General features: G+C 65.7%; 20 protein-coding genes. 6 read left to right on the forward strand and 14 right to left on the reverse strand.

The genetic code is table 11. The annotated features are described in order from the left end of the window. Positions 1-90: 90 nt before the first annotated feature. The 3 genes from ACFXNW_RS15490 to ACFXNW_RS15500 all read right to left on the reverse strand — a co-directional run bounded on the left by ACFXNW_RS15490 (position 91) and on the right by ACFXNW_RS15500 (position 2780). Positions 91-1311 carry an acetyl-CoA C-acetyltransferase gene (locus ACFXNW_RS15490; protein ID WP_379418337.1) on the reverse strand — a complete coding sequence of 407 codons (1221 nt, stop codon included), beginning with the start codon at positions 1309-1311 and terminating at the stop codon, positions 91-93. Between the two features lie 80 nt (positions 1312-1391). Beyond that, entirely contained in the window at positions 1392-2270 is an 879-nt protein-coding gene (locus ACFXNW_RS15495) for an SGNH/GDSL hydrolase family protein (protein ID WP_379418338.1), read from the reverse strand. A 42-nt stretch (positions 2271-2312) separates the two neighbouring features. Next, positions 2313-2780 (reverse strand): hypothetical protein, encoded by a 468-nt coding sequence (locus ACFXNW_RS15500; protein WP_379418339.1) that lies wholly within the window; start codon positions 2778-2780, stop codon positions 2313-2315. A gap of 122 nt (positions 2781-2902) precedes the next feature. Between ACFXNW_RS15500 and ACFXNW_RS15505 the strand changes: the two genes are divergently transcribed. Beyond that, a complete protein-coding gene (locus tag ACFXNW_RS15505) occupies positions 2903-4294 on the forward strand; it encodes a cystathionine beta-synthase (RefSeq protein WP_379418340.1) in 1392 nt (463 codons plus the stop codon). Positions 4295-4422: 128 nt separating this feature from the next. Here the strand turns inward: ACFXNW_RS15505 and ACFXNW_RS15510 are convergent, their stop codons facing one another. Then, positions 4423-4998: a VWA domain-containing protein gene (locus ACFXNW_RS15510; RefSeq protein ID WP_379418341.1), complete on the reverse strand. Its 576-nt coding sequence runs from the start codon at positions 4996-4998 to the stop codon at positions 4423-4425. 110 nt (positions 4999-5108) lie between these two features. On the opposite strand from ACFXNW_RS15510, the gene ACFXNW_RS15515 reads away from it, so the two are divergent. Continuing rightward, positions 5109-5579 carry a hypothetical protein gene (locus ACFXNW_RS15515; protein ID WP_379418342.1) on the forward strand — a complete coding sequence of 157 codons (471 nt, stop codon included), beginning with the start codon at positions 5109-5111 and terminating at the stop codon, positions 5577-5579. Between the two features lie 257 nt (positions 5580-5836). Here ACFXNW_RS15515 and ACFXNW_RS15520 read toward each other — a convergent pair whose 3' ends face one another. Then, on the reverse strand, positions 5837-6325 hold the full coding sequence (locus tag ACFXNW_RS15520; protein ID WP_379418343.1) for a hypothetical protein: 489 nt from the start codon (positions 6323-6325) through the stop codon (positions 5837-5839). A gap of 540 nt (positions 6326-6865) precedes the next feature. On the opposite strand from ACFXNW_RS15520, the gene ACFXNW_RS15525 reads away from it, so the two are divergent. Further along, positions 6866-7135: a hypothetical protein gene (locus ACFXNW_RS15525; RefSeq protein ID WP_379418344.1), complete on the forward strand. Its 270-nt coding sequence runs from the start codon at positions 6866-6868 to the stop codon at positions 7133-7135. Positions 7136-7275: 140 nt separating this feature from the next. Here ACFXNW_RS15525 and ACFXNW_RS15530 read toward each other — a convergent pair whose 3' ends face one another. Continuing rightward, a complete protein-coding gene (locus tag ACFXNW_RS15530) occupies positions 7276-7980 on the reverse strand; it encodes a hypothetical protein (protein WP_379418345.1) in 705 nt (234 codons plus the stop codon). Further along, positions 7977-8597: a hypothetical protein gene (locus tag ACFXNW_RS15535; protein ID WP_379418346.1), complete on the reverse strand. Its 621-nt coding sequence runs from the start codon at positions 8595-8597 to the stop codon at positions 7977-7979. Before ACFXNW_RS15535 ends, ACFXNW_RS15530 begins: the two co-directional genes overlap by 4 nt. Before the next feature lie 568 nt (positions 8598-9165). Here ACFXNW_RS15535 and ACFXNW_RS15540 point away from each other — a divergent pair. Next, positions 9166-9627 carry a MarR family winged helix-turn-helix transcriptional regulator gene (locus tag ACFXNW_RS15540; RefSeq protein WP_379418347.1) on the forward strand — a complete coding sequence of 154 codons (462 nt, stop codon included), beginning with the start codon at positions 9166-9168 and terminating at the stop codon, positions 9625-9627. 97 nt (positions 9628-9724) lie between these two features. Here ACFXNW_RS15540 and ACFXNW_RS15545 read toward each other — a convergent pair whose 3' ends face one another. Further along, complete coding sequence (locus tag ACFXNW_RS15545; RefSeq protein ID WP_379418348.1) at positions 9725-9934, reverse strand: DUF397 domain-containing protein; 210 nt, start codon at positions 9932-9934, stop codon at positions 9725-9727. Continuing rightward, positions 9931-10815, reverse strand: a complete 885-nt coding sequence (locus ACFXNW_RS15550; protein WP_379418349.1) for a helix-turn-helix domain-containing protein — start codon at positions 10813-10815, stop codon at positions 9931-9933. Before ACFXNW_RS15550 ends, ACFXNW_RS15545 begins: the two co-directional genes overlap by 4 nt. A 294-nt stretch (positions 10816-11109) precedes the next feature. Here ACFXNW_RS15550 and ACFXNW_RS15555 point away from each other — a divergent pair, with 294 nt between their 5' ends. Then, positions 11110-11616, forward strand: coding sequence for a DNA-directed RNA polymerase subunit beta (locus tag ACFXNW_RS15555; RefSeq protein ID WP_379418350.1), 507 nt, complete (start codon positions 11110-11112; stop codon positions 11614-11616). After that, a complete protein-coding gene (locus tag ACFXNW_RS15560) occupies positions 11613-11921 on the forward strand; it encodes a hypothetical protein (RefSeq protein WP_379418351.1) in 309 nt (102 codons plus the stop codon). Before ACFXNW_RS15555 ends, ACFXNW_RS15560 begins: the two co-directional genes overlap by 4 nt. Positions 11922-11976: 55 nt before the next feature. Here ACFXNW_RS15560 and ACFXNW_RS15565 read toward each other — a convergent pair whose 3' ends face one another. The 5 genes from ACFXNW_RS15565 to ACFXNW_RS15585 form a co-directional block, all read right to left on the reverse strand. After that, positions 11977-13782: a DUF222 domain-containing protein gene (locus tag ACFXNW_RS15565; RefSeq protein ID WP_379418352.1), complete on the reverse strand. Its 1806-nt coding sequence runs from the start codon at positions 13780-13782 to the stop codon at positions 11977-11979. A gap of 190 nt (positions 13783-13972) precedes the next feature. Beyond that, complete coding sequence (locus ACFXNW_RS15570) at positions 13973-14584, reverse strand: hypothetical protein (protein ID WP_379418353.1); 612 nt, start codon at positions 14582-14584, stop codon at positions 13973-13975. A gap of 209 nt (positions 14585-14793) precedes the next feature. Then, positions 14794-15564, reverse strand: a complete 771-nt coding sequence (locus tag ACFXNW_RS15575; protein ID WP_379418354.1) for an ESX secretion-associated protein EspG — start codon at positions 15562-15564, stop codon at positions 14794-14796. Beyond that, complete coding sequence (locus ACFXNW_RS15580; RefSeq protein WP_379418355.1) at positions 15561-16898, reverse strand: hypothetical protein; 1338 nt, start codon at positions 16896-16898, stop codon at positions 15561-15563. The genes ACFXNW_RS15575 and ACFXNW_RS15580 overlap by 4 nt, the downstream gene beginning before the upstream one ends. A gap of 7 nt (positions 16899-16905) precedes the next feature. Then, positions 16906-17391, reverse strand: coding sequence for a hypothetical protein (locus ACFXNW_RS15585; protein WP_379418356.1), 486 nt, complete (start codon positions 17389-17391; stop codon positions 16906-16908). Between the last annotated feature and the right edge of the window lie 27 nt (positions 17392-17418).

Below are 17418 nucleotides of genomic sequence, written 5' to 3' on the forward strand. Positions count from 1 at the left end.
CTGACTTGCCCACCACCTCACCGCCGCCCGCCAACGCTACGGCCGTGGCACCCGAGTCTGGCCAAAAATCGCGGAGAGGCGGACCAGCTCCTAGCTCAGCCGCTCGATGACCATGGCCATGCCCTGGCCGCCGCCGACGCACATGGTCTCCAGACCGAACTGCTTGTCGTGGGTCTGCAGGTTGTTGATCAGCGTCGCGGTGATGCGGGCGCCGGTCATGCCGAACGGGTGGCCGAGGGCGATGGCGCCACCGGAGACGTTGAGCCGGTCCAGGTCCATGTTCAGCTCACGGGCCGAACCGAGCACCTGCACCGCGAAGGCCTCGTTGATCTCGTAGAGGTCGATGTCGTCGATGGTCTTGCCCGCGATCTTCAGCGCCTTGCGGACCGCTTCGATCGGGCCGAGGCCCATGATCTCGGGCGACAGGCCGGACACACCGGTGGAGACGATGCGGGCCAGCGGGGTCAGGCCGAGCTCCTTGGCCTTGGTGTCGCTCATGATGACCAGGGCGGCGGCGCCGTCGTTGAGCGGGCAGGCGTTACCGGCGGTGATGGTGCCGTCGGGACGGAACACGGGCTTGAGCTGCGAGATCTTCTCGTAGGTCGTGCCTGCGCGCGGGCCGTCGTCGGTGGAGACGACGGTGCCGTCGGGCAGGGTCACCGGGGTGATCTCCCGCGCGAAGAAGCCGGACTTGATGGCTTCCTCGGCACGGTTCTGCGAGCGCACGCCCCAGTGGTCCTGGTCCTCGCGCGAGATGCCGGTGAACTGGGCGACGTTCTCGGCGGTCTGGCCCATCGCGATGTAGACGTCGGGCAGCTCGCCGCTCTCGCGCGGGTCGGCCCAGCCGTCGGAGCCGCCTTCGGCGCGCTTCACGGTGCGCGATTCGGCCTCGCCGAACTTCTCGTTGTGGGTGTCGGGCCAGCCGTCGGAGGTGCCCTTCGGGAAGCGCGAGACGGTCTCCACACCGGCGGAGATGAACACATCACCTTCACCGGCCTTGATGGCGTGCATCGCCATACGGGAGGTCTGTAGCGACGACGAACAGTACCGGTTGAGGGTGACGCCGGGCAGGAAGTCGTAGCCGAGCTGAGTGGCGACGACCTTGGCCATATTGAAGCCGGCCTCGCCACCGGGCTGGCCGCAGCCGAGCATCAGATCGTCGATCTGAGCGGGGTCGAGCGCGGGAACCTTGTCGAGCGCGGCGCGGACCATCTGGGTGGCGAGGTCGTCCGGCCGCATGCTCACCAGAGAACCCTTGCCTGCACGGCCGATGGGGGAGCGGGCGTACGAAACGATGACGGCCTCAGGCATGAGGACTCCTTATGTCTCGGAGCACACACGTGTGGTCGCGGCCACCCGTGCGGTACTCGCGGGTACGAATCACTTCGAATCTACGTCGCGCTCGTCGAGGGGGAAACACCCGGTACGACCAGATCCCGCTCAGCGAGAGCCTGCGTCAAAACCGGCAGTAAATGCTCGGCCGCGAGTGCGTATCCGGCGGCCGAAGGATGGAAGCCGTCGGCGGAGAACATCTGCTCCGGCGCGGCCTGGAAGTTTTTGCCGAGCAGATCGCCCATGGACACCGGATGACCGCCTGCGGTGAGGGTGACGGCGGTCTGGGATCGGGCCAGCCGCTGGCTCCAGGTGTGCACCACGCTGCGCAGCGGTTGCGGAATGGCGGTGACGGTGCCGAGATCGGGGCAGGTGCCGACCACCACGACCGTGCCCGCCTCGCACAACCGCGCGACGGCCCGTTTGAGCCGATCGGCCGAACGGGTCACCGAATGCTTCTTGGTGATGTCGTTGCCGCCGATCAGGATCACCGCGGCGTCCGGCGGCGACCCGGCCACGAACATGGCGTCCACCTGGCCGGACAAGCCCTTGGACGTCGCACCGGAGATGGCTTTGGTGCTCAGCCGGACGCTGCGGCCGGTGGCTTCGGCCAGGCCACGGGCCAGCCGCACGCCGGGAACTTCGGTCGCGTCGGTGCAGCCGACTCCGGCTGCGGTGGAGTCGCCGAAGATCATCAGGTGCAGGTCGGCGTGCCGGTCCAGGCGCCACGGTTCGGGCATGGCGCGGCCGGGGAGGTAGATGCCGTCGGCTTCCGGCGGCTTCGAGGTGTCGCGGCCGATCACGCCACGCGCGACGCCCGCCTGCGCCATCAGGTACCGGTACGCCGCCCACGAAGCCGTGCCCGCGCTCGACCCCGCCAGCACGGTCGCGGCGCCTGTCACCGCCGCAGTACGCCATCGGATTCGAGGTTCGCCCACGGCCTCGAATTTTACGTGTTCTCGCCGCTCACGGCAGTGTGCTCAAGCCGGGACGTCGAAGGAACCGCGTGCCGGAATGTTGGCGTGGTTGGTGCTGACGGTGACCTCGACGCGGCCGGGCCCGGTGTCCTGGAACAGCGAGTACTGGATGCTGCCGTAGATGCCGGTCACCACATTGTTCTCGTAGCTGCCGGTGGCGCCGGTGGTGGTGTTGCGCCAGGCGACGGTGGTGCGGACCTCGCACAACGGCGCCAGCGGGTACTGGCCGGGCCCGATACCGCCGACCGGCGCCGCACGCACATTGACCACCGCACGGCCCGGCCAGTCGGGGCTGGTGTCGGCCCAGGTGTGGATGCTGGTCCAGCACAGCCCGCCATAGGCCATGGTGGGGACATCCGGGAAGGCGACGGTGGTGGTGGCCGCGGCAGCGGGCGCACCCGTCGCGACGACCAGCGCGACCGTCGATCCGGTCAGCACCGCGGCGACCCGGGCAGTGTTCGGCAGCCTCATAGCCGCAGATATTAGGCGGCGGAGGCACTTTCCGCAGGATGCGCGCCGCGGCCACGGTGCCGTCGGTGTGGTGTGCGTGACCGGCCCGCACCTGTCGGCAACGGTTCTGCAACGATGGAGTCATGCGCATCGCGGATCATGTCGTGGACCTCATCGGCAACACACCGCTGGTCCGGCTGAACTCGGTCGTCGGGCCGAACGCCGGTGTGGTGGCCGCCAAGATCGAATACCTGAACCCGGGCGGTAGCTCCAAGGACCGGATCGCGGTGAAGATGATCGAGGCCGCCGAAGCATCCGGGCAGCTACGTCCCGGCGGCACGATTGTCGAGCCGACCTCCGGTAACACCGGTGTCGGCCTGGCGCTCGTCGCGCAGCAGCGCGGCTACAACTGCGTGTTCGTCTGCCCCGACAAGGTCAGCGAGGACAAGCGCAACGTCCTGCGTGCCTACGGTGCCGAAGTTGTCGTGTGCCCGACCGCCGTCCCGCCGGACCACCCCGACAGCTACTACAGCGTCTCCGACCGCCTCGTCCGCGAGATCGACGGCGCCTGGAAGCCCGACCAGTACTCCAACCCCGGCGGCCCCGACAGCCACTACGAGACCACCGGTCCCGAGATCTGGCGCGACACCGACGGCAAGGTCACCCACTTCGTCGCTGGTGTCGGCACCGGCGGCACCATCACCGGCACCGGCCGCTACCTCAAGGAGGTCTCGGACGGGAAGGTGCAGATCATCGGCGCCGACCCCGAGGGCTCGGTCTATTCCGGTGGCACCGGCCGCCCGTACCTGGTCGAGGGCGTCGGCGAGGACTTCTGGCCCTCGGCCTACGACCCGGCCATCCCCGACGAGATCATCGCCGTCTCCGACGCCGATTCCTTCGACATGACCCGCCGCCTCGCCCGCGAAGAGGGCCTACTGGTCGGCGGTTCCTGCGGTATGGCCGTCGTCGCCGCCATCGAGGTCGCGCGCCGCGATCCCGACGCCGTGGTGGTCGTCCTGCTGCCCGACGGTGGCCGCGGCTACCTGTCCAAGATCTTCAACGACGAGTGGATGAGTTCCTACGGCTTCCTGCGCACCCGCCTCGACGGTTCCACCGCCGAACCGCTCGTCGGTGACGTCCTGCGAGGCAAGTCCGGCGCCCTGCCCGACTTGGTGCACACCCACCCGTCGGAAACCCTGCGCGACGCCATCGAGATCCTGCGCGAATACGGCGTTTCCCAGATGCCGGTCGTCGGCGCCGAGCCGCCGGTCATGGCAGGCGAGGTCGCGGGCAGCGTCTCCGAACGCGACCTGCTCTCTGCCGTCTTCGAAGGACGAGCGCATCTCACCGATTCGGTGGCGCAGCACATGTCGCCGTCGTTCCCGCTGATCGGTTCGGGTGAGCCGATTTCGGCGGCGACCAAGGCGTTGTCGGACTCGGATGCGCTGATGGTTGTCGAGGACGGTAAGCCGGTTGGTGTGATCACTCGGCACGATCTGCTCGGGTTCTTGAGCACCGGAGCCATCGGGAAGTAAGCACGGAAGTCGTTGGGCCGCTCGTGGATTGTTCCGCGAGCGGTCGGCGGCGCAGCGTGGCGTCGAAGCCGCGCACTCGGCCGCAGTGCTCCCGGTGATCCTGAGCGTCTACTCGCGGGCCTCGTTCATCACCCGCAGGTCATGGCGTCGAAGGCCGCGCTCAGTTCCTCCGCGCTCGTCGCGTTGTGGAAATCACCACCGGACAGCCGTGCGATCTCCCGCAACGATTCGGGATCGGTGGGCACCCGCACGAGCGAATTGCCTGGAACCACGACTTCGCCGTGGTCGGTGCCCAGCGAAATCGTAGAGACCGGCACATTCTTCCGCTGTGCCTCCTTTGCGGCCGTGTACGCACCACGCGGTTCGTCCAGCTCGAAGGGAATGGTCTGTTTGCCATCGGAGAGCAAGATGATCCGCCGTTGCCCGTCGGGCAGCGTTCCCGCGCTCGCCAGTGCAGTGAATATGCCTTCACCCGTCGCCGTGCGCTCATACAACCTCACGCCATCGAGCGCTTCCTTGAACTCCGCCCGATCGGTCGACGGCTGCGTCACCACCGCCGCCGTACCCGCGAATGTCACCAGCCCCACCGGTGTCTGCTTCGGCAGCCCGTCCGCGAATTCCTTCGCAGCTTGCTTGGCGGCGGCCAACCGCGTGGGCGCCACGTCGGTAGCTTCCATGGACAACGAAACGTCGAGCACGAACACCACCCCCGCCTCACAAGTAGGCGTCTGGGCAGCAGCTGGTTGCGCCTCGCCGGAAACTTCCTGCCCACAGGACGAAATCACTACGGCGCCAACGGCCAGCAGGCTGGACAATGCAGGCCGCATCCGCGGAATCAGAGGCACGCGGTCATGATATCAACGGGGTACTGAATGTCAGTGGCTTCGACGAGAGCTGCTGTCGCAATGTAGGCAGGCGCTTCGATCTTGAATTCATCCGCGCGGCGGCCCTGACACTGTCTGCGAACCGATGGCCGCGACGCTATCCAGCAATTGACTACGATCGCCACGTGGAGTTCCTGGCAGGCCCTCCGAGCCGGTGGATAGTGACACTGAAGAGCGGCTCGATCATCGAGTTGTGGGCCGACGGTTATAGCGAAGAATCCGATCACTACGTGTTCAGCACTCTCGTCCGTGCCTCACACGAGGAGCAGTTGCATGTGGAGGTGGAGAGCCGCGATCGGGTCACAGGCGAGAAGGTCGTGATGGTGGTGGCGAGGGTCCCTGCTGTCGAGGTCGCGTCACTCTACGGCGGACCTATCGATCTCGAGGTCGAGGCGGACTGACGGCACTTCGAGCACTGTCATCGCCTTCGACAGGGTCGACTTGTTCAGCTCGCACAGTTGCGTGACAGTTCCGAATTCGGCCTCGCGGCACCCGTCGAGGAATGCGACAAGTTTCAGGCGCGGCAGTGTCGCGAGGAGTTCGCTCAATCCTGCGCTCACAACTCGTTTCCATTCATCAACCAGGTGGTGAAGCTGCCCGAGGCGGTGAGGGGCACCGCACCCTCTACGGTGCCCCTCATCTGGCGTTTCCGCCGTTCTCAGCCGAGGGTGAACCTCGCAGTGCCCGACAGCTGCTCCAATTCGTGGTGATTCTCGGTCAATGTGACGATTCGGGCCTCCACTCGCCCGGCGCCCGGTCCCATCCCCATGCCCATGATCACGCCGCCGTCATACGCCTCGATGACGCCGCTCTCGTTGACGCGGTGCGACTGTCCGTCGGCGTATCCGGAATCCAGGTTTTTCCAGCGCACCGCGACGCGATAGGCGCCGCAGCCCTGCCCGGTCTGGGTGATCCTCACGCGGACACCGAACTGCCCGGACTGTGGTTGGGGCACGGTTTCGGCGTTGATGATCGCGGAGCAATTGTTGCCTGGGACACGTGTCAGGGTGGGGGCGAATTGCACGACTTGGTCGGTGGGAAGTGCGGTGGCTGGTCCGCTGAGCCCGACGAGCGTGGCGGCGGTCATCGTGGCGATGACGGCGGCGCGTACCGAGAGCTGTTGACCCTGCTTGCTTTTCAGACTCATGCGGAATTGGTCGTTTCGCACTCGGCAGCTGTTAGCAACTGGATCGATCTCAATAACGTAACGGCGATTCATTCTCAGAGGTGGGAAGCCTAAGTATGTGAACCTGTGCTGCGATGTCGTCCGCCGGATGCGAGTCCGGGAGGCGGTGGTCCCGCTGAAACTTCAATGAAACGAAAACCCCATTCACTGAGATGGTTCAGTAGCCGTCCGCAACGGGCGGCCATTCCAGGAGGAAACATGACCCGATTTGCTCTGCTCGCGGCGGCTGTTGCCGGCGCGGCGGTTCTCACGGCTTGTGGTGGTGAGGGCGCATCCGATTCGGATTCGTCGGCATCGAGCACCGTTTCCGCACGCGTTTCGACCTCGGCGCCCGCTGCCGGGAACACCGATCAGCCGCATCCTGAGCCGCCGACGGCAGCCCCCGAACCTCCGGCCGCGGAGCCCGAAGAGCCCCCGGTGGCAGCCCCTGAGCCTCCCGCCGCGGAACCCGAACCTCCGGCGTCACCACCCGCGACGCCTGTCACCGACCACTGTGCTGATGTGACTCGCGAATACCTGATCACCACCCTGAGAATGACGGGTGGTCCGGAATTCCCCTTGGCGGATCTCGAACGACCGAAGTGCAAAGGCGAATACGCCACCGCGTTGAGCGTGCCGGACGGGGTGAGTCAGGAGAGCATGTACCTGTTCCAGTACAGCGAACAAGGCGGGCATGCGCACTGGCGTGTGATCGATGTCGGCTTGTCTCTCGAATGTGTGAGAACGCACGGCGTGCCGACGGACGTAGCCCTTCACATCCAGTGCGCTTAGACCGCGTTCCCCTCGGCCCGCCATCATTCGACCAGATCGAATGAGCGCGGGTCGGAGGGTCCCGGTGTGCATCCCTGAAGCGGCGCACACCGAATCGACCGGATAAGCCTGCCCCGCAGATTCTCAGCTGCGGGGCACGCTCATAGATCCGCGAAGCAGATGACGAACTTGCGTTCGGAGTAGACGAAACCGCGGTCTGCGTTGGGGCAGGTGTCGACCTCGGTGGTGTTCTGTTTCACCGCAACCACTTTGACGCCGTCTGCGGAGGTGCAGGGGATGCGGGTCGGTGCGGGTTTGAGGGTCATGCAGGAGCCGACGGTCCAGTCGATGTCCAGGCAGAGAGTGGTCTTGTCGACCGAGTGGGAGTGGTCGGAGTCGGAGGGGCAACTGGTGCCCTCTCCGCCTTTGTCGACGACCTTGTACGTGGAATCGGGGCTGCCGCAGTCGGTTTTGCCGACCTTGGCGGGATCAGGGTCGAGGACTACGCAGTCGCCGACGTCCACCTTGATGGCCACCGCTTCCTTGGCGGGTTTGTTCCCCGCGATCGGGGTGGCGGAGGTCGATGTGGCCGGCGTCGTGGTCGCGGCGGTCACGGGCGGCGCCAGACCGGGTTGCGTCGACCCGGTTGTCGGCGGCGCAGGCTGCGCCGACGTGGTGGAAATGGTGCCCTGCTTGGCCTCGGCCACAGTGGATTCCAACGACGACGCCAGCACCGACACGCCGACGATCAGAATCCCCGCGGTCACGAACGCGCCGATGGCGACGGTGAGCGCGGTATTGGACAGTCGGCGGCGGCTGCGACTCTGTGTGGGGTTGTTGTCCTGCCCGTTCATCGGCTCGATCACGGTTGGCCGTTGAGTACGGCCAGGATGGCGTCGACGAAGGGCTGTCCGCCCATGATCGCGCCGCCCGCGAGCCCGCCGACGACCGCACCGATCGGGCCGGTGAGCAGGGTGAAGAAGCCCATACCGATGACGGCGCCGATCAGGCCGCCGATCACGGCACCGGCGACGACGCCGACGACGTTCTTCTCCAGTTCGGCGACCAGCCGCGACATGGAGCTGATCGGGCGCATTTCGCCGATCTCCTTGGCCGACGGCTTGGTGGTGAGGGTGAGTTCGCGGCCGTTGTCGGCGATTTCGTGCGCCACCGTCACCCGGCTGCCCGAGATCTCGTAGGCCAGCGGAATCTCGGCGACCACATCGCCCTTGTCGGACTTCAGGACCGCGCGCTCGGTGTCGCTCTTCTCGTCGGCGACGACCTCGAACTTTCCGTCCTCGACCTTGGTCGTGATTTTGCGACCGGAACGGTCGGCGGTGGTGGTGTAATCGATGCCCTGCTCGACACCCTGCGTGCGCAGTTCTTCGGTGACCGTCTGTGGTTTCGAATGCGCGGTGCCTGCGGAGATGCCGATAGCGGCGACGGCGACGACGGCGGTGGCGGCGAAGGTGCCGAACTTCATTCCAGGAATCCCTTACTCACGCGATACGCCCGGCGTATTGCCGGACCGCGCGGAGTTTACGGCGGGCGCAACCGTCCGTCCCAAGAATGGAAACACCTGTCTACCAGCGGATATTGTGAAAATCCATCATTCAAATTCTTTTTCCGGGGGCGGTATCGACCCGCTATCACTCGCGACCTGCGGCTATCTGACAACGGTGATGATCAGGTCGTGCGCCCATGGGTAACCGAAATCACAGTAACGCGTGTCAGTGGTGAGGGTCATTTGCAGGCTTCGTGACGCACTACAACGCCGCCAGGGGTCAGGCTCCGTTCGCGGCGGCCGCAGCCGTGCGGTGCTGTGGAAGGTCACATCGATTGGCTTGTGCGGCGTGCAATGCGGATTCGGCATCACCGAGAGGCACATGGCTGCGGCATCGGTCGAGATGCCCTCTCGCTCATGTGCCGCTCGGCGAGCGCTTCGGCGATGCCGGGTGGGGTGAACGCGCGGTCAGGCGATGACCACCGTGCCGGTTCGCGAGGCGGCTTGTCAGCTAGTTGACATACCGAGTCTGTGTCATGATGCTGACATGAGTCAAGAGGAGACCGTCGGCGAACTGGGGCAGTCGGTGGGCTACGTCCTCAAACAGGCCCAGGCCGCACTGCACTCCGCGATGGATGTGGTGCTGCGCCCGCTGGAACTGAGTGTGGCGCAATATGCCTGCCTCGAACTGCTCGGCCGGAGCCCGGGGCTGTCCAACTCCGAACTCGCCCGTGGCGCGTTCGTCACCCGCCAATCGATGAACCTCGTCCTGCGCGGGCTACAAGACCGCGGCCTGCTCACCCGACCCGAGCAGGCTCCCCACGGCCGCGCACTGCCCACCCAGCTCACCAGCACTGGACAGGAAAAGCTGCACGCCGCCAGCGTGGCCGTGCGTGCCGTCGAACGGCAGATGTTCTCCCCGCTGTCCGCGGAAGAACAGCGGCGGCTTTGCGACGACCTCGCCGTCTGCGTTGCCGCCACACCCGCGGCCAAATCCAAGTCCCAGTAACAGCCCAGCCGTCACGTCATCACCCTTGCCGAGTGGTACCTGGCTGCGGCATCGGTCGAGATGACCCCGCGCTCAGGTACCACTCGCTGGGTGCTGGCTATGCCGGGTGGGTGAAGCGGCCTCGTTGGATTGCGGTGGTGAAGGTGTCCCACTCGGTGGGGGCGAATACCAGGGCGGGGCCGGTGGGGTTTTTGGAGTCGCGGACGCCGACGTGGTTGTGGTTCAAGTGGGCGACCTCGACGCATTCTTTGCCCATCGAGCTGCGGCTGCTCTTGAACCAGCGGGCACCGGATAGATCAACAGTCACTGCTTGAACTCCTTAGCCATCTGTCGGATGAGATTCCGACTGGATACGACATCCAGTGCAGCGCGCCGGATGGTGGCCGACGCCGTGCGGTACTTCTGGATGTCGTGCTCCCCCTCAAGGTACAGGTCGCCTGTGTAGTTCTCGATGTAAATTACGGGCGGATCCACGTCGGCTCCCACACCCGGGCGGAAGTCGAGGACGACATACGGCCCAACCGGTCCGCCGAGCGGAAAACCCGCTTCGTAAGGCAGGATTCGGATTGAAACGTTCGGTCGAGTGCTCACGTCGGCGAGGTGTCGCAGTTGGGCAGCCATCACCCCAGGTCCACCGACGATCGTGCGCAACACGGACTCGTGCAACACCACATCCAACTCCACCGGCTTGACCTTCCGTGTAAAGATCCTTTGCCGTTTCGTTCGCAGCTCGATGCGCATGTCTTGCTCGTCAGCGGAATCGCTTGTGAAGTAGGTCCGGTCGAGGACACGGGCGTATTCGGCTGTCTGTAGGAGTCCGGGAATGATGTCGGGACGGAAGATATCCAGGCGCCGTGCCGAACTCTCCATACCCACATACACATTGAAGGTCTCCGGAATCAGGTCTCCGAATGCATGCCACCAGCACTTGATTGCACCGTGCTGCGCCAGCCCGATCATCGCAGCGGTCTGATCGGCCTCGAAATCTAGGAACTCGCACAGCGTTCGGATGTCGTGCCTGGTCAACTTTCCGGGCTGGCCTCGCTCCAACCGGCTCAGTTTGCTCGGACTCCATTCCATGTGACCCGCCACCTGATCGAGCGTCAGGTGGGCATCGCTGCGTGCGTTGCGGAAGTACTTCCCCAACTCGCGAAGTGGGAGCGTTGGGCCGGTGCCGTCCTCTGTCATGACGTATCCCCTCGAGCTGTCTGTCGGTCCGGCAGTCGAGTGCTGTCGGAAACCATTGGTCGGCGCTGTCATGGCGACAGCAAACCGCTATCAAGCTGCCCCTGAACCTGGAGAATCCCCGCAATTCGCGGTTATCGCTCGATCGGCTTTCTTCAGCCGTATCGGTACTGCTCAACTGTGTGTGCGCTCGGTGGGAGTTGCTCCGGAAACGCCCCTCCCTCAGCTCCCGATCCGGTGTCCGTCATCACACCGGGCCGAGCGCACCCATACTACCCGCGAACCGAAGGTGCTGCTATGGAGCATGTTCCGCTCGGAGACACACCGCGCTCACGTTGTCACTTCTATCGGCGTGTCTGCGATCTGCCCGCTTGGATAGACCCGCCGGAGATCGGACGCATCGTCATGCGCGCCGAACATGTGTGGGGATTGATGATGCCCTCGGCGCTCGGACTGGCCGTGCACGGCGATCTAAGACGTTCCCGCGACCATGATTCGGCCTCCTGTGTCGGGCCGATCATCTCGCATATGCGCTCGGGTCGTTGGACGTTTCTGATCCGCCCGGACCTGCCCGACGACACCGCACTTTTCGCCGAAATGTTCCGGCTCGACGTCTCCGTCGTCCGCACCGGCGCCACTATCGCCCTGCCGTCCCCAACCGATCAGGGCGACCGATTCCGTCGCTGGATCCAGCCGCCCCGCTGCCCTTTCCGGCCGTCCGGACTGACCGTCATCGATTCGATCCGCGCCTGTGCGGGCAGAAGCGGCTGGTTGCGCACGCCGAGCACCGGGTACCCGCGGTGAACGGCCGACCTGGCCGGCCGAGCGAGTGGCCCGACGCCGAGAAACCCGCCGCCGAGCCGAGCGGCGAGCATGCTCTCGGGGAACGCGATGAGTCTGCGACCGGCTCGCCACGTCCCGACGAACCCGACGTGCACCTGAGCGTCCACCTACATGGCCTGCGCTTCGATTTCGCCATCTGCCATACCGCCGCATCTAGATTCATCGCCGAATGGAGAACCCGCCACCACCCCGGCGCCGCCGAAATCCTCCCCGGTGACCCATGCGGTCTCGAGCGGTTGCCGACGGAACGCCTGTATCTCCTGTGAGGCGCAATCATCTCCCTCGACGGACCTCTCACGGGCGCGATTGCGTGTCGACAGATCAGGCGGCGGTCGGTGTGGAAGTTCCCTGTTGGCGTCGCCACTGCCGCTGTTTTTCGCGGTCGTGTTCCTGGCGTAGGTGGATGCGTGAGAGTGCCTCGGCGAGTAGTTCGTTGGCATGGTGGCGGTGGTTGAGGCGTGGTTTTTGTTGTGGGTCGATGTGGGGTGGGGCGATCCAGGCGGTGCGCCCGGCATACGGGGAGCGGGGGCCTTCGATGCGGGTTTTCCAGCCGCCGGGTCCGTCGTGGATCAGCGCGTGGCAGGCGTCGCAGGCGAGGGTGAGGTTCTCGATGTCGGTGCTGCCGTTGTTGCGGTAGTCGACGACGTGGTGGACCGCGCACAGGCTCGCCGGGGCATTGCAGCCGGGCCGTGAGCAGCCTTTGAGTGCGGCGATCAACGCCAGCCGTTGATCGCGAGACGCGAGCCGTTTCATCCGTCCCAGATGTAGTGGGAGTCCGGTGTGGTCGAAGACCGCCAGCCACGGTTGTGAGCGTCCGGCCATGTCCAAAGCGTCTCGAAGGGGGACGGTGCCGCCGGTGGCGGTGGTGGCGACTCCGGCTTCGCGTTCCACATCGTCGACAGACATCGTCAATATCGTTGCGACCGGGACTCCGCGGTGGGTGCCGAGTTGTTCGCTGATGACACCGGATGCCAGGAGTGCTTTGATCGCATCATGGTTGCGTTGGGCGGGTGAGCGGTGGTCGCGCGTGGCGGCTTCGGCCAGCACCGCCGGGTCCACCACCGTCGCGTGGGCGGCCGGGCGCGCACCCTCCACCGGCTCAACCGATGGAATCGTAAGGCTCATAACGGGATTGGGTGGCCCGCTCATCAGTACGGTGTCGTCCGATAAACCATTGCCCGTGGCCACCGGCGCCGCCATACTCTCCGACCCGCCGCGCCCACTGCCCGGGTCGGCGGGCGGGTTCGCTTCTTCGGCCGCAGGACCATTGGTGCCAGCGCTCGGCGTAGCTGTACTCTGCGGCCAGGCGCTCCTCCTGCCTGGGTCGGCGGGCGGGTTCGCAACTTCGGTGGCAGGGCTATTGGCACCCGAACTCGCGGCAGCGTTGATTCCGGGGCTGGTGGGGTCGTCGGGGTTGCACATGCCGGGGCGGGCGTATTTGGCCAGTAGTGGGTCCAGGAGTGCGCGCAGGACGGGGTCGATGTCGCCGCGGATGGGGCTCATCCCGTCGGGGCGTTGGCGGCCGATGATGATGCCGCGCATGCGGGCACGATCATTGTCGGTGGTGAGGCAGCCGTCGGGGTCGAGGTAGGCCAGGATTTTGTCGCCGACTTTGCCGATATCGTCCGGGGAGCCGGTGCGGGCGAAGTCGGTGAGGATTTCTTCGGCGGCAGCGCGGTCGTCGGCGGAAGCCCCGCGGGGGACGCGGTTGATCACTGCGGCGATACCGCGGGCATGGTCGGCGGAAATCTCGCCGCCAGTAAGAGCTTGCGCGGTGCGCGGGAGGCGGGGGTCGACCGGTTCGCCTGCCATGTCGTGGAAAGTGGCGACTGTCTGTGCCTGATGGACCCTCGCGCCTGCGTCCGCGCCGGCGAGGTTCAGTGTTTCCATCAGGAAGCGTTTCAACGATTTCGAGCCGTATCGGGCGGGCAGGGATCGGTCGCCGGCTTCGACCAGGAGGCGGTGGCGCACCATGGTCAGGATTCGGGTGCAGCGCTCCACGTCTCGCATCACCGCGATCACGCCGTCATCGGACAGAGGTGTCAGCGGTTCGACGAGCAGGTCGGCGACCGCGGCATAGAGCGCCGCCGCTGCACTATTTTCGCCGATTCCCCCACTCGAACCCATGTTCGAATTCTATCGCACTCCGCCACCCGGAGGTAGCGAAAACGCTATCTGATCTGCACATTTTCACACCGCAGCCGGTGCGGAGGGCGCATGTCCCGTCCGCGGCGGCTCCCGGCGGAACGCTACTACCGTCTCTGAGGTAATCACCGCCTGGATGCCGGGTGAGCCGGCATCCAGGCGACCGTGTCCGTTACGAGGGCGACTGGCAGTCCAGCCACTTACCGTCTTCCTCGAGGTAGGAATTGGGTTCGGTCTTGGTCTCCGAATCCGCGCCTTCGTTCTTCCATGTGGTGGTGATGTCAGCGGTTGCCTTATCCCCGGTCACCTTGATGTTGTCGACCTTGTCGACGGTGACCGTGGTGGTTTCGCGCATGATGGCCAGGTTCGCGGCCTTATAGGCCGGTTCGTCGTAGCGGATGAACGCGTCGACGAGGTTGTTGATGCTCTCATCGGAGGCGGCCGGGTATTCCGCCTTCAGCGCGGCGGCCAGCTGATCGGCCGGCTTGGCGGCGAACTCCTCGGCCGTACCTGCCGAGCTGAGCGGCGGGAACATGGTGTTCGGCATGTTCCTGACCTCCTCGCGGTACTGGGTGCAGGTCAGTTCTGCCATCCGGTCGAAATCGAAGGTCGCCATCGCGGGCCCCTGCTGCGCGATGAGGTCACGGATCTGCTGCGCGTCGCCGCCCTCGGTGGCGGCCGAGGCCGACGCGGACGGCGAAGCCGCGGTCGTCGACTCCTCCGAGCCGCAACCCACTGCCGCTACCGCGACGAAAGCCAGCCCAATTGCAAGTGTGCGCTTCACCAAAGTTCTTTCGGTCGATCGATGACGGCAGCCGCTCGAGCCCTCGAAGTGGGGAGGTTTGTGACGCCGTCTGTGGGACAGCGAACAGTACCGCGAGGTTTGGAATTCACGCGAGCCCGATCGGCCCCCCAAAAATGGTGGCTCCAGCCCTGTGACCTGCCATCACCTGTCGTCGGGTGCAGCTGTACGTCCGGCCGCGCTCAAATTGGCTACCAGGCCGCTTCGTCGGCTTCCTCGCGGAGGCGGCGGCGGGCCCGGTCGATCCAGTGGGCGAACTGTTCGGTGAAGGTGGCGCCGGTGGCGGGGCGGACGGAGATCTTGTCGCGGACTCGATGTTCTTGGTAGCGGCCGTCGCCGGTGATGTCGAACCATTGGGTGGCGTACCAGGGGTCGGGTCGGCCGTGGATCGGGCCGGTGAGCAAGCCTGCGTTACCGCCGCCGTCAGCGGGGCGCAGGACCAAGCGCTGGTATTCCTCGCGCGGGCTGCGGTGGGCGAAGCTCGCGCGGCTCGGTGTGCGGCTCGGGTCGAGATCGTCGAGATGGAAGGTGGCGGCGACCTGTTTGCCGGGGGCGCAGGAGGGGAGTGCTGCGGCGAGCCGGGTGGGTAGGTGTTCCGGGCGGAACAGGCGGCAGGTGATCGGGCCGTCGACACCGTCGATGGCCGTTTGCGACAACACCACCGCCTGGTACGCGGTGCTGGCACCGACTACGCGGTATTCGCCTTCCTTGCCGCGCTTGGTTCTCTTGGTGCCGCCTAGGACTTCGATGCGGAAATCGGATTCTGCGAGGGTGTGCAAGGCGAGCTGAACGCGCTCGAGCTGGTCGCGGTCGTAGCTCGCGCGGACCTTCTCCCGATGCGCTGCGGCCTCGCCGCGGAAGGCGAATCGGCTGACATACCGCAACGGGCGGGGGAAGCGATCGTTGGCAGGGCTGTACCACAGGGCCGCGAAATCATCGGGGTCCCATTTCCATTCGGTCACCTGCGTTCGTCCCCGTCCTGCGGATCTGCGGGCGCCGTCGGGACATCGCAGCCGATGACGCCACCCGGGACAGTCTTGGGGACCTCTCCCAGCAGTTCATCGGTGTTCTCGGCAGTGATCAGGTAGTCGGGGGTTTTGTGCTCTTCCTCGGTGGAGGAACCGCCACGACCCGCGCCCGCACCCATACCGCCCATCGGCATGCCCGTCATGCCGCGACCGGTGGCGGCTGCCGCCGTCCTGGCAGCGGCGCCCGCGACTCCGGCCTGCCCGGCCGCAGCACCGGGACCGCCCGGAATGCTGCGTCCGGCACCCGGCTTCTCACCTCCGGAACCCGAGCCGGAACCGCCCGAACCGGAACCACCGGAACCTGATCCCGAACCGCCTGAACCGCCGCCGCCGACACCGGAACCGCCGCGGTCGCCGCCGCCTGCTGATCCACCTGCCCCGCCGCCCGAAGTGCCGGACGGGGAGTAGCCCGCGGTGTTGACGCCGGCGGGCGTGGTGGAGGGCAGCGAGGAATCCGACGTCCGCGACGTGAAGCCGGTCGGTGTAGTGGAGGGATCGGTGGTGTCAGTGCTCGCAGTAGTTGTTCCGGGCTCCTGTTCTTCTCCAGTTGGTTCGGTGCTCGGCTCTTCGGGAACTTCCGTGGGATCCTCTGTCTCCCCGGTGGTTTCGGGATCACCCTGATCGCCGCCGCCCCTGTCGTCGCCGCCACCGTTCTCGCCGCCGGTATCGCCGCCTCCGCCTTCCCAGTCGCGGCCTTTCGTCGGTGGTTTCACCGGCGGGATCAGCGGCTGGGTGGGATCATCAGGCTTCGGTAGAACTGGAATCTCACTGTCGGCCTTGACGAATGGGTCCACGTAATGGGTCCCCATAACTGCGCGGGCGGTGGACTCGGCATCATCTCTTGCCGTGCGGGCAATCGCGCTGGTGCCCGGCATGAGGGTCGGGGTCCACGTCTTGCCCTTTTCGATGACCTCCGGGAGTTCACGCTTGGTCGAGTTGATCGAATCGACCGCGCCGTAGACCCGGCTGGCCAGCGCCTGCATTACCGGGGAAAGGTCTTGGGCTCGGGTGGTGTAGTTGGACAGCGCCGAACGAGCCGACTCGGCCGCCGGGCCCTCCCACGCCGCGGCGCTCGACCGCTGGATGCGCGCCGCGAACACGCGGACGCCATCGGTCCACTTGTTCTCGATCTCGGTGAACTTGTTGGCCGCGCTGAAACCCTCGGTCGTATTCAACGGCGTGAACGCGCCGTTGATCTGGGCATGTGCCAAATTCTCGGGATTCTCGCCGTCTTTGATCTGCGGCAGCTCGTTCTGGATCTCGGACATCGCGGGCCTACTTCGCTACGGGGACTACGCCGGGCTGGGTGCGTGTTGGGGCAATCGGGCCCGGGGGAGGTAGCTCGGCGGTTAGCTGGTTGTAGCGGGCAGCGAAGGTCTCGTCGGTGTCGATGTAGCGCTGGGCTATTGCCTTGTGGAGTTGCTGGATCTCGTCGACGATCTTGTAGTGCTCTTCGAGGATCTCGTAGATGCTGTTGTCCGAGCCCTTCGCCTTCTCGCGGAATCGGCTGACCAGGACATTTGCCGAGGACAGCGGGTCCTGGTCCTCACCAAGGCCCCACTTCTCTTGGTCCGAGATCTGGCCCGCCGTACGTTGGAGTTCTCGGATCATGTCCTTGAAAGATTGGCAGTCACGATCGATGTAGACGAACTCCTCAGCGTCTACCCGAACGTCCTGACTGACCCGGACGGACAGACGACCTTCGTTGGCTTCCGTGATCAGGCCGGCCAACGTGTTTGGTGCGGTGTCGGTTTCGCTCATGTCAGATCAGCTCCCCCGGGATGTCAT

Source organism: Nocardia sp. NPDC059180, assembly GCF_042754945.1.
Lineage (GTDB): Bacteria > Actinomycetota > Actinomycetes > Mycobacteriales > Mycobacteriaceae > Nocardia.

What these genes read in the sequence shown, in the direction of transcription:
- ACFXNW_RS15580 (WP_379418355.1), bottom strand. Translation starts at nt 16,898, where the DNA reads ATGTCCGAGATCCAGAACGAGCTGCCGCAGATCAAAGACGGCGAGAAT.
- ACFXNW_RS15550 (WP_379418349.1), bottom strand. Translation starts at nt 10,815, where the DNA reads ATGACAGAGGACGGCACCGGCCCAACGCTCCCACTTCGCGAGTTGGGG.
- ACFXNW_RS15555 (WP_379418350.1), top strand. Translation starts at nt 11,110, where the DNA reads ATGGAGCATGTTCCGCTCGGAGACACACCGCGCTCACGTTGTCACTTC.
- ACFXNW_RS15540 (WP_379418347.1), top strand. Translation starts at nt 9,166, where the DNA reads ATGAGTCAAGAGGAGACCGTCGGCGAACTGGGGCAGTCGGTGGGCTAC.
- ACFXNW_RS15505 (WP_379418340.1), top strand. Translation starts at nt 2,903, where the DNA reads ATGCGCATCGCGGATCATGTCGTGGACCTCATCGGCAACACACCGCTG.
- ACFXNW_RS15515 (WP_379418342.1), top strand. Translation starts at nt 5,109, where the DNA reads ATGCAGGCCGCATCCGCGGAATCAGAGGCACGCGGTCATGATATCAAC.
- ACFXNW_RS15490 (WP_379418337.1), bottom strand. Translation starts at nt 1,311, where the DNA reads ATGCCTGAGGCCGTCATCGTTTCGTACGCCCGCTCCCCCATCGGCCGT.
- ACFXNW_RS15585 (WP_379418356.1), bottom strand. Translation starts at nt 17,391, where the DNA reads ATGAGCGAAACCGACACCGCACCAAACACGTTGGCCGGCCTGATCACG.
- ACFXNW_RS15565 (WP_379418352.1), bottom strand. Translation starts at nt 13,782, where the DNA reads ATGGGTTCGAGTGGGGGAATCGGCGAAAATAGTGCAGCGGCGGCGCTC.
- ACFXNW_RS15535 (WP_379418346.1), bottom strand. Translation starts at nt 8,597, where the DNA reads ATGAAGTTCGGCACCTTCGCCGCCACCGCCGTCGTCGCCGTCGCCGCT.
- ACFXNW_RS15500 (WP_379418339.1), bottom strand. Translation starts at nt 2,780, where the DNA reads ATGAGGCTGCCGAACACTGCCCGGGTCGCCGCGGTGCTGACCGGATCG.
- ACFXNW_RS15520 (WP_379418343.1), bottom strand. Translation starts at nt 6,325, where the DNA reads ATGAGTCTGAAAAGCAAGCAGGGTCAACAGCTCTCGGTACGCGCCGCC.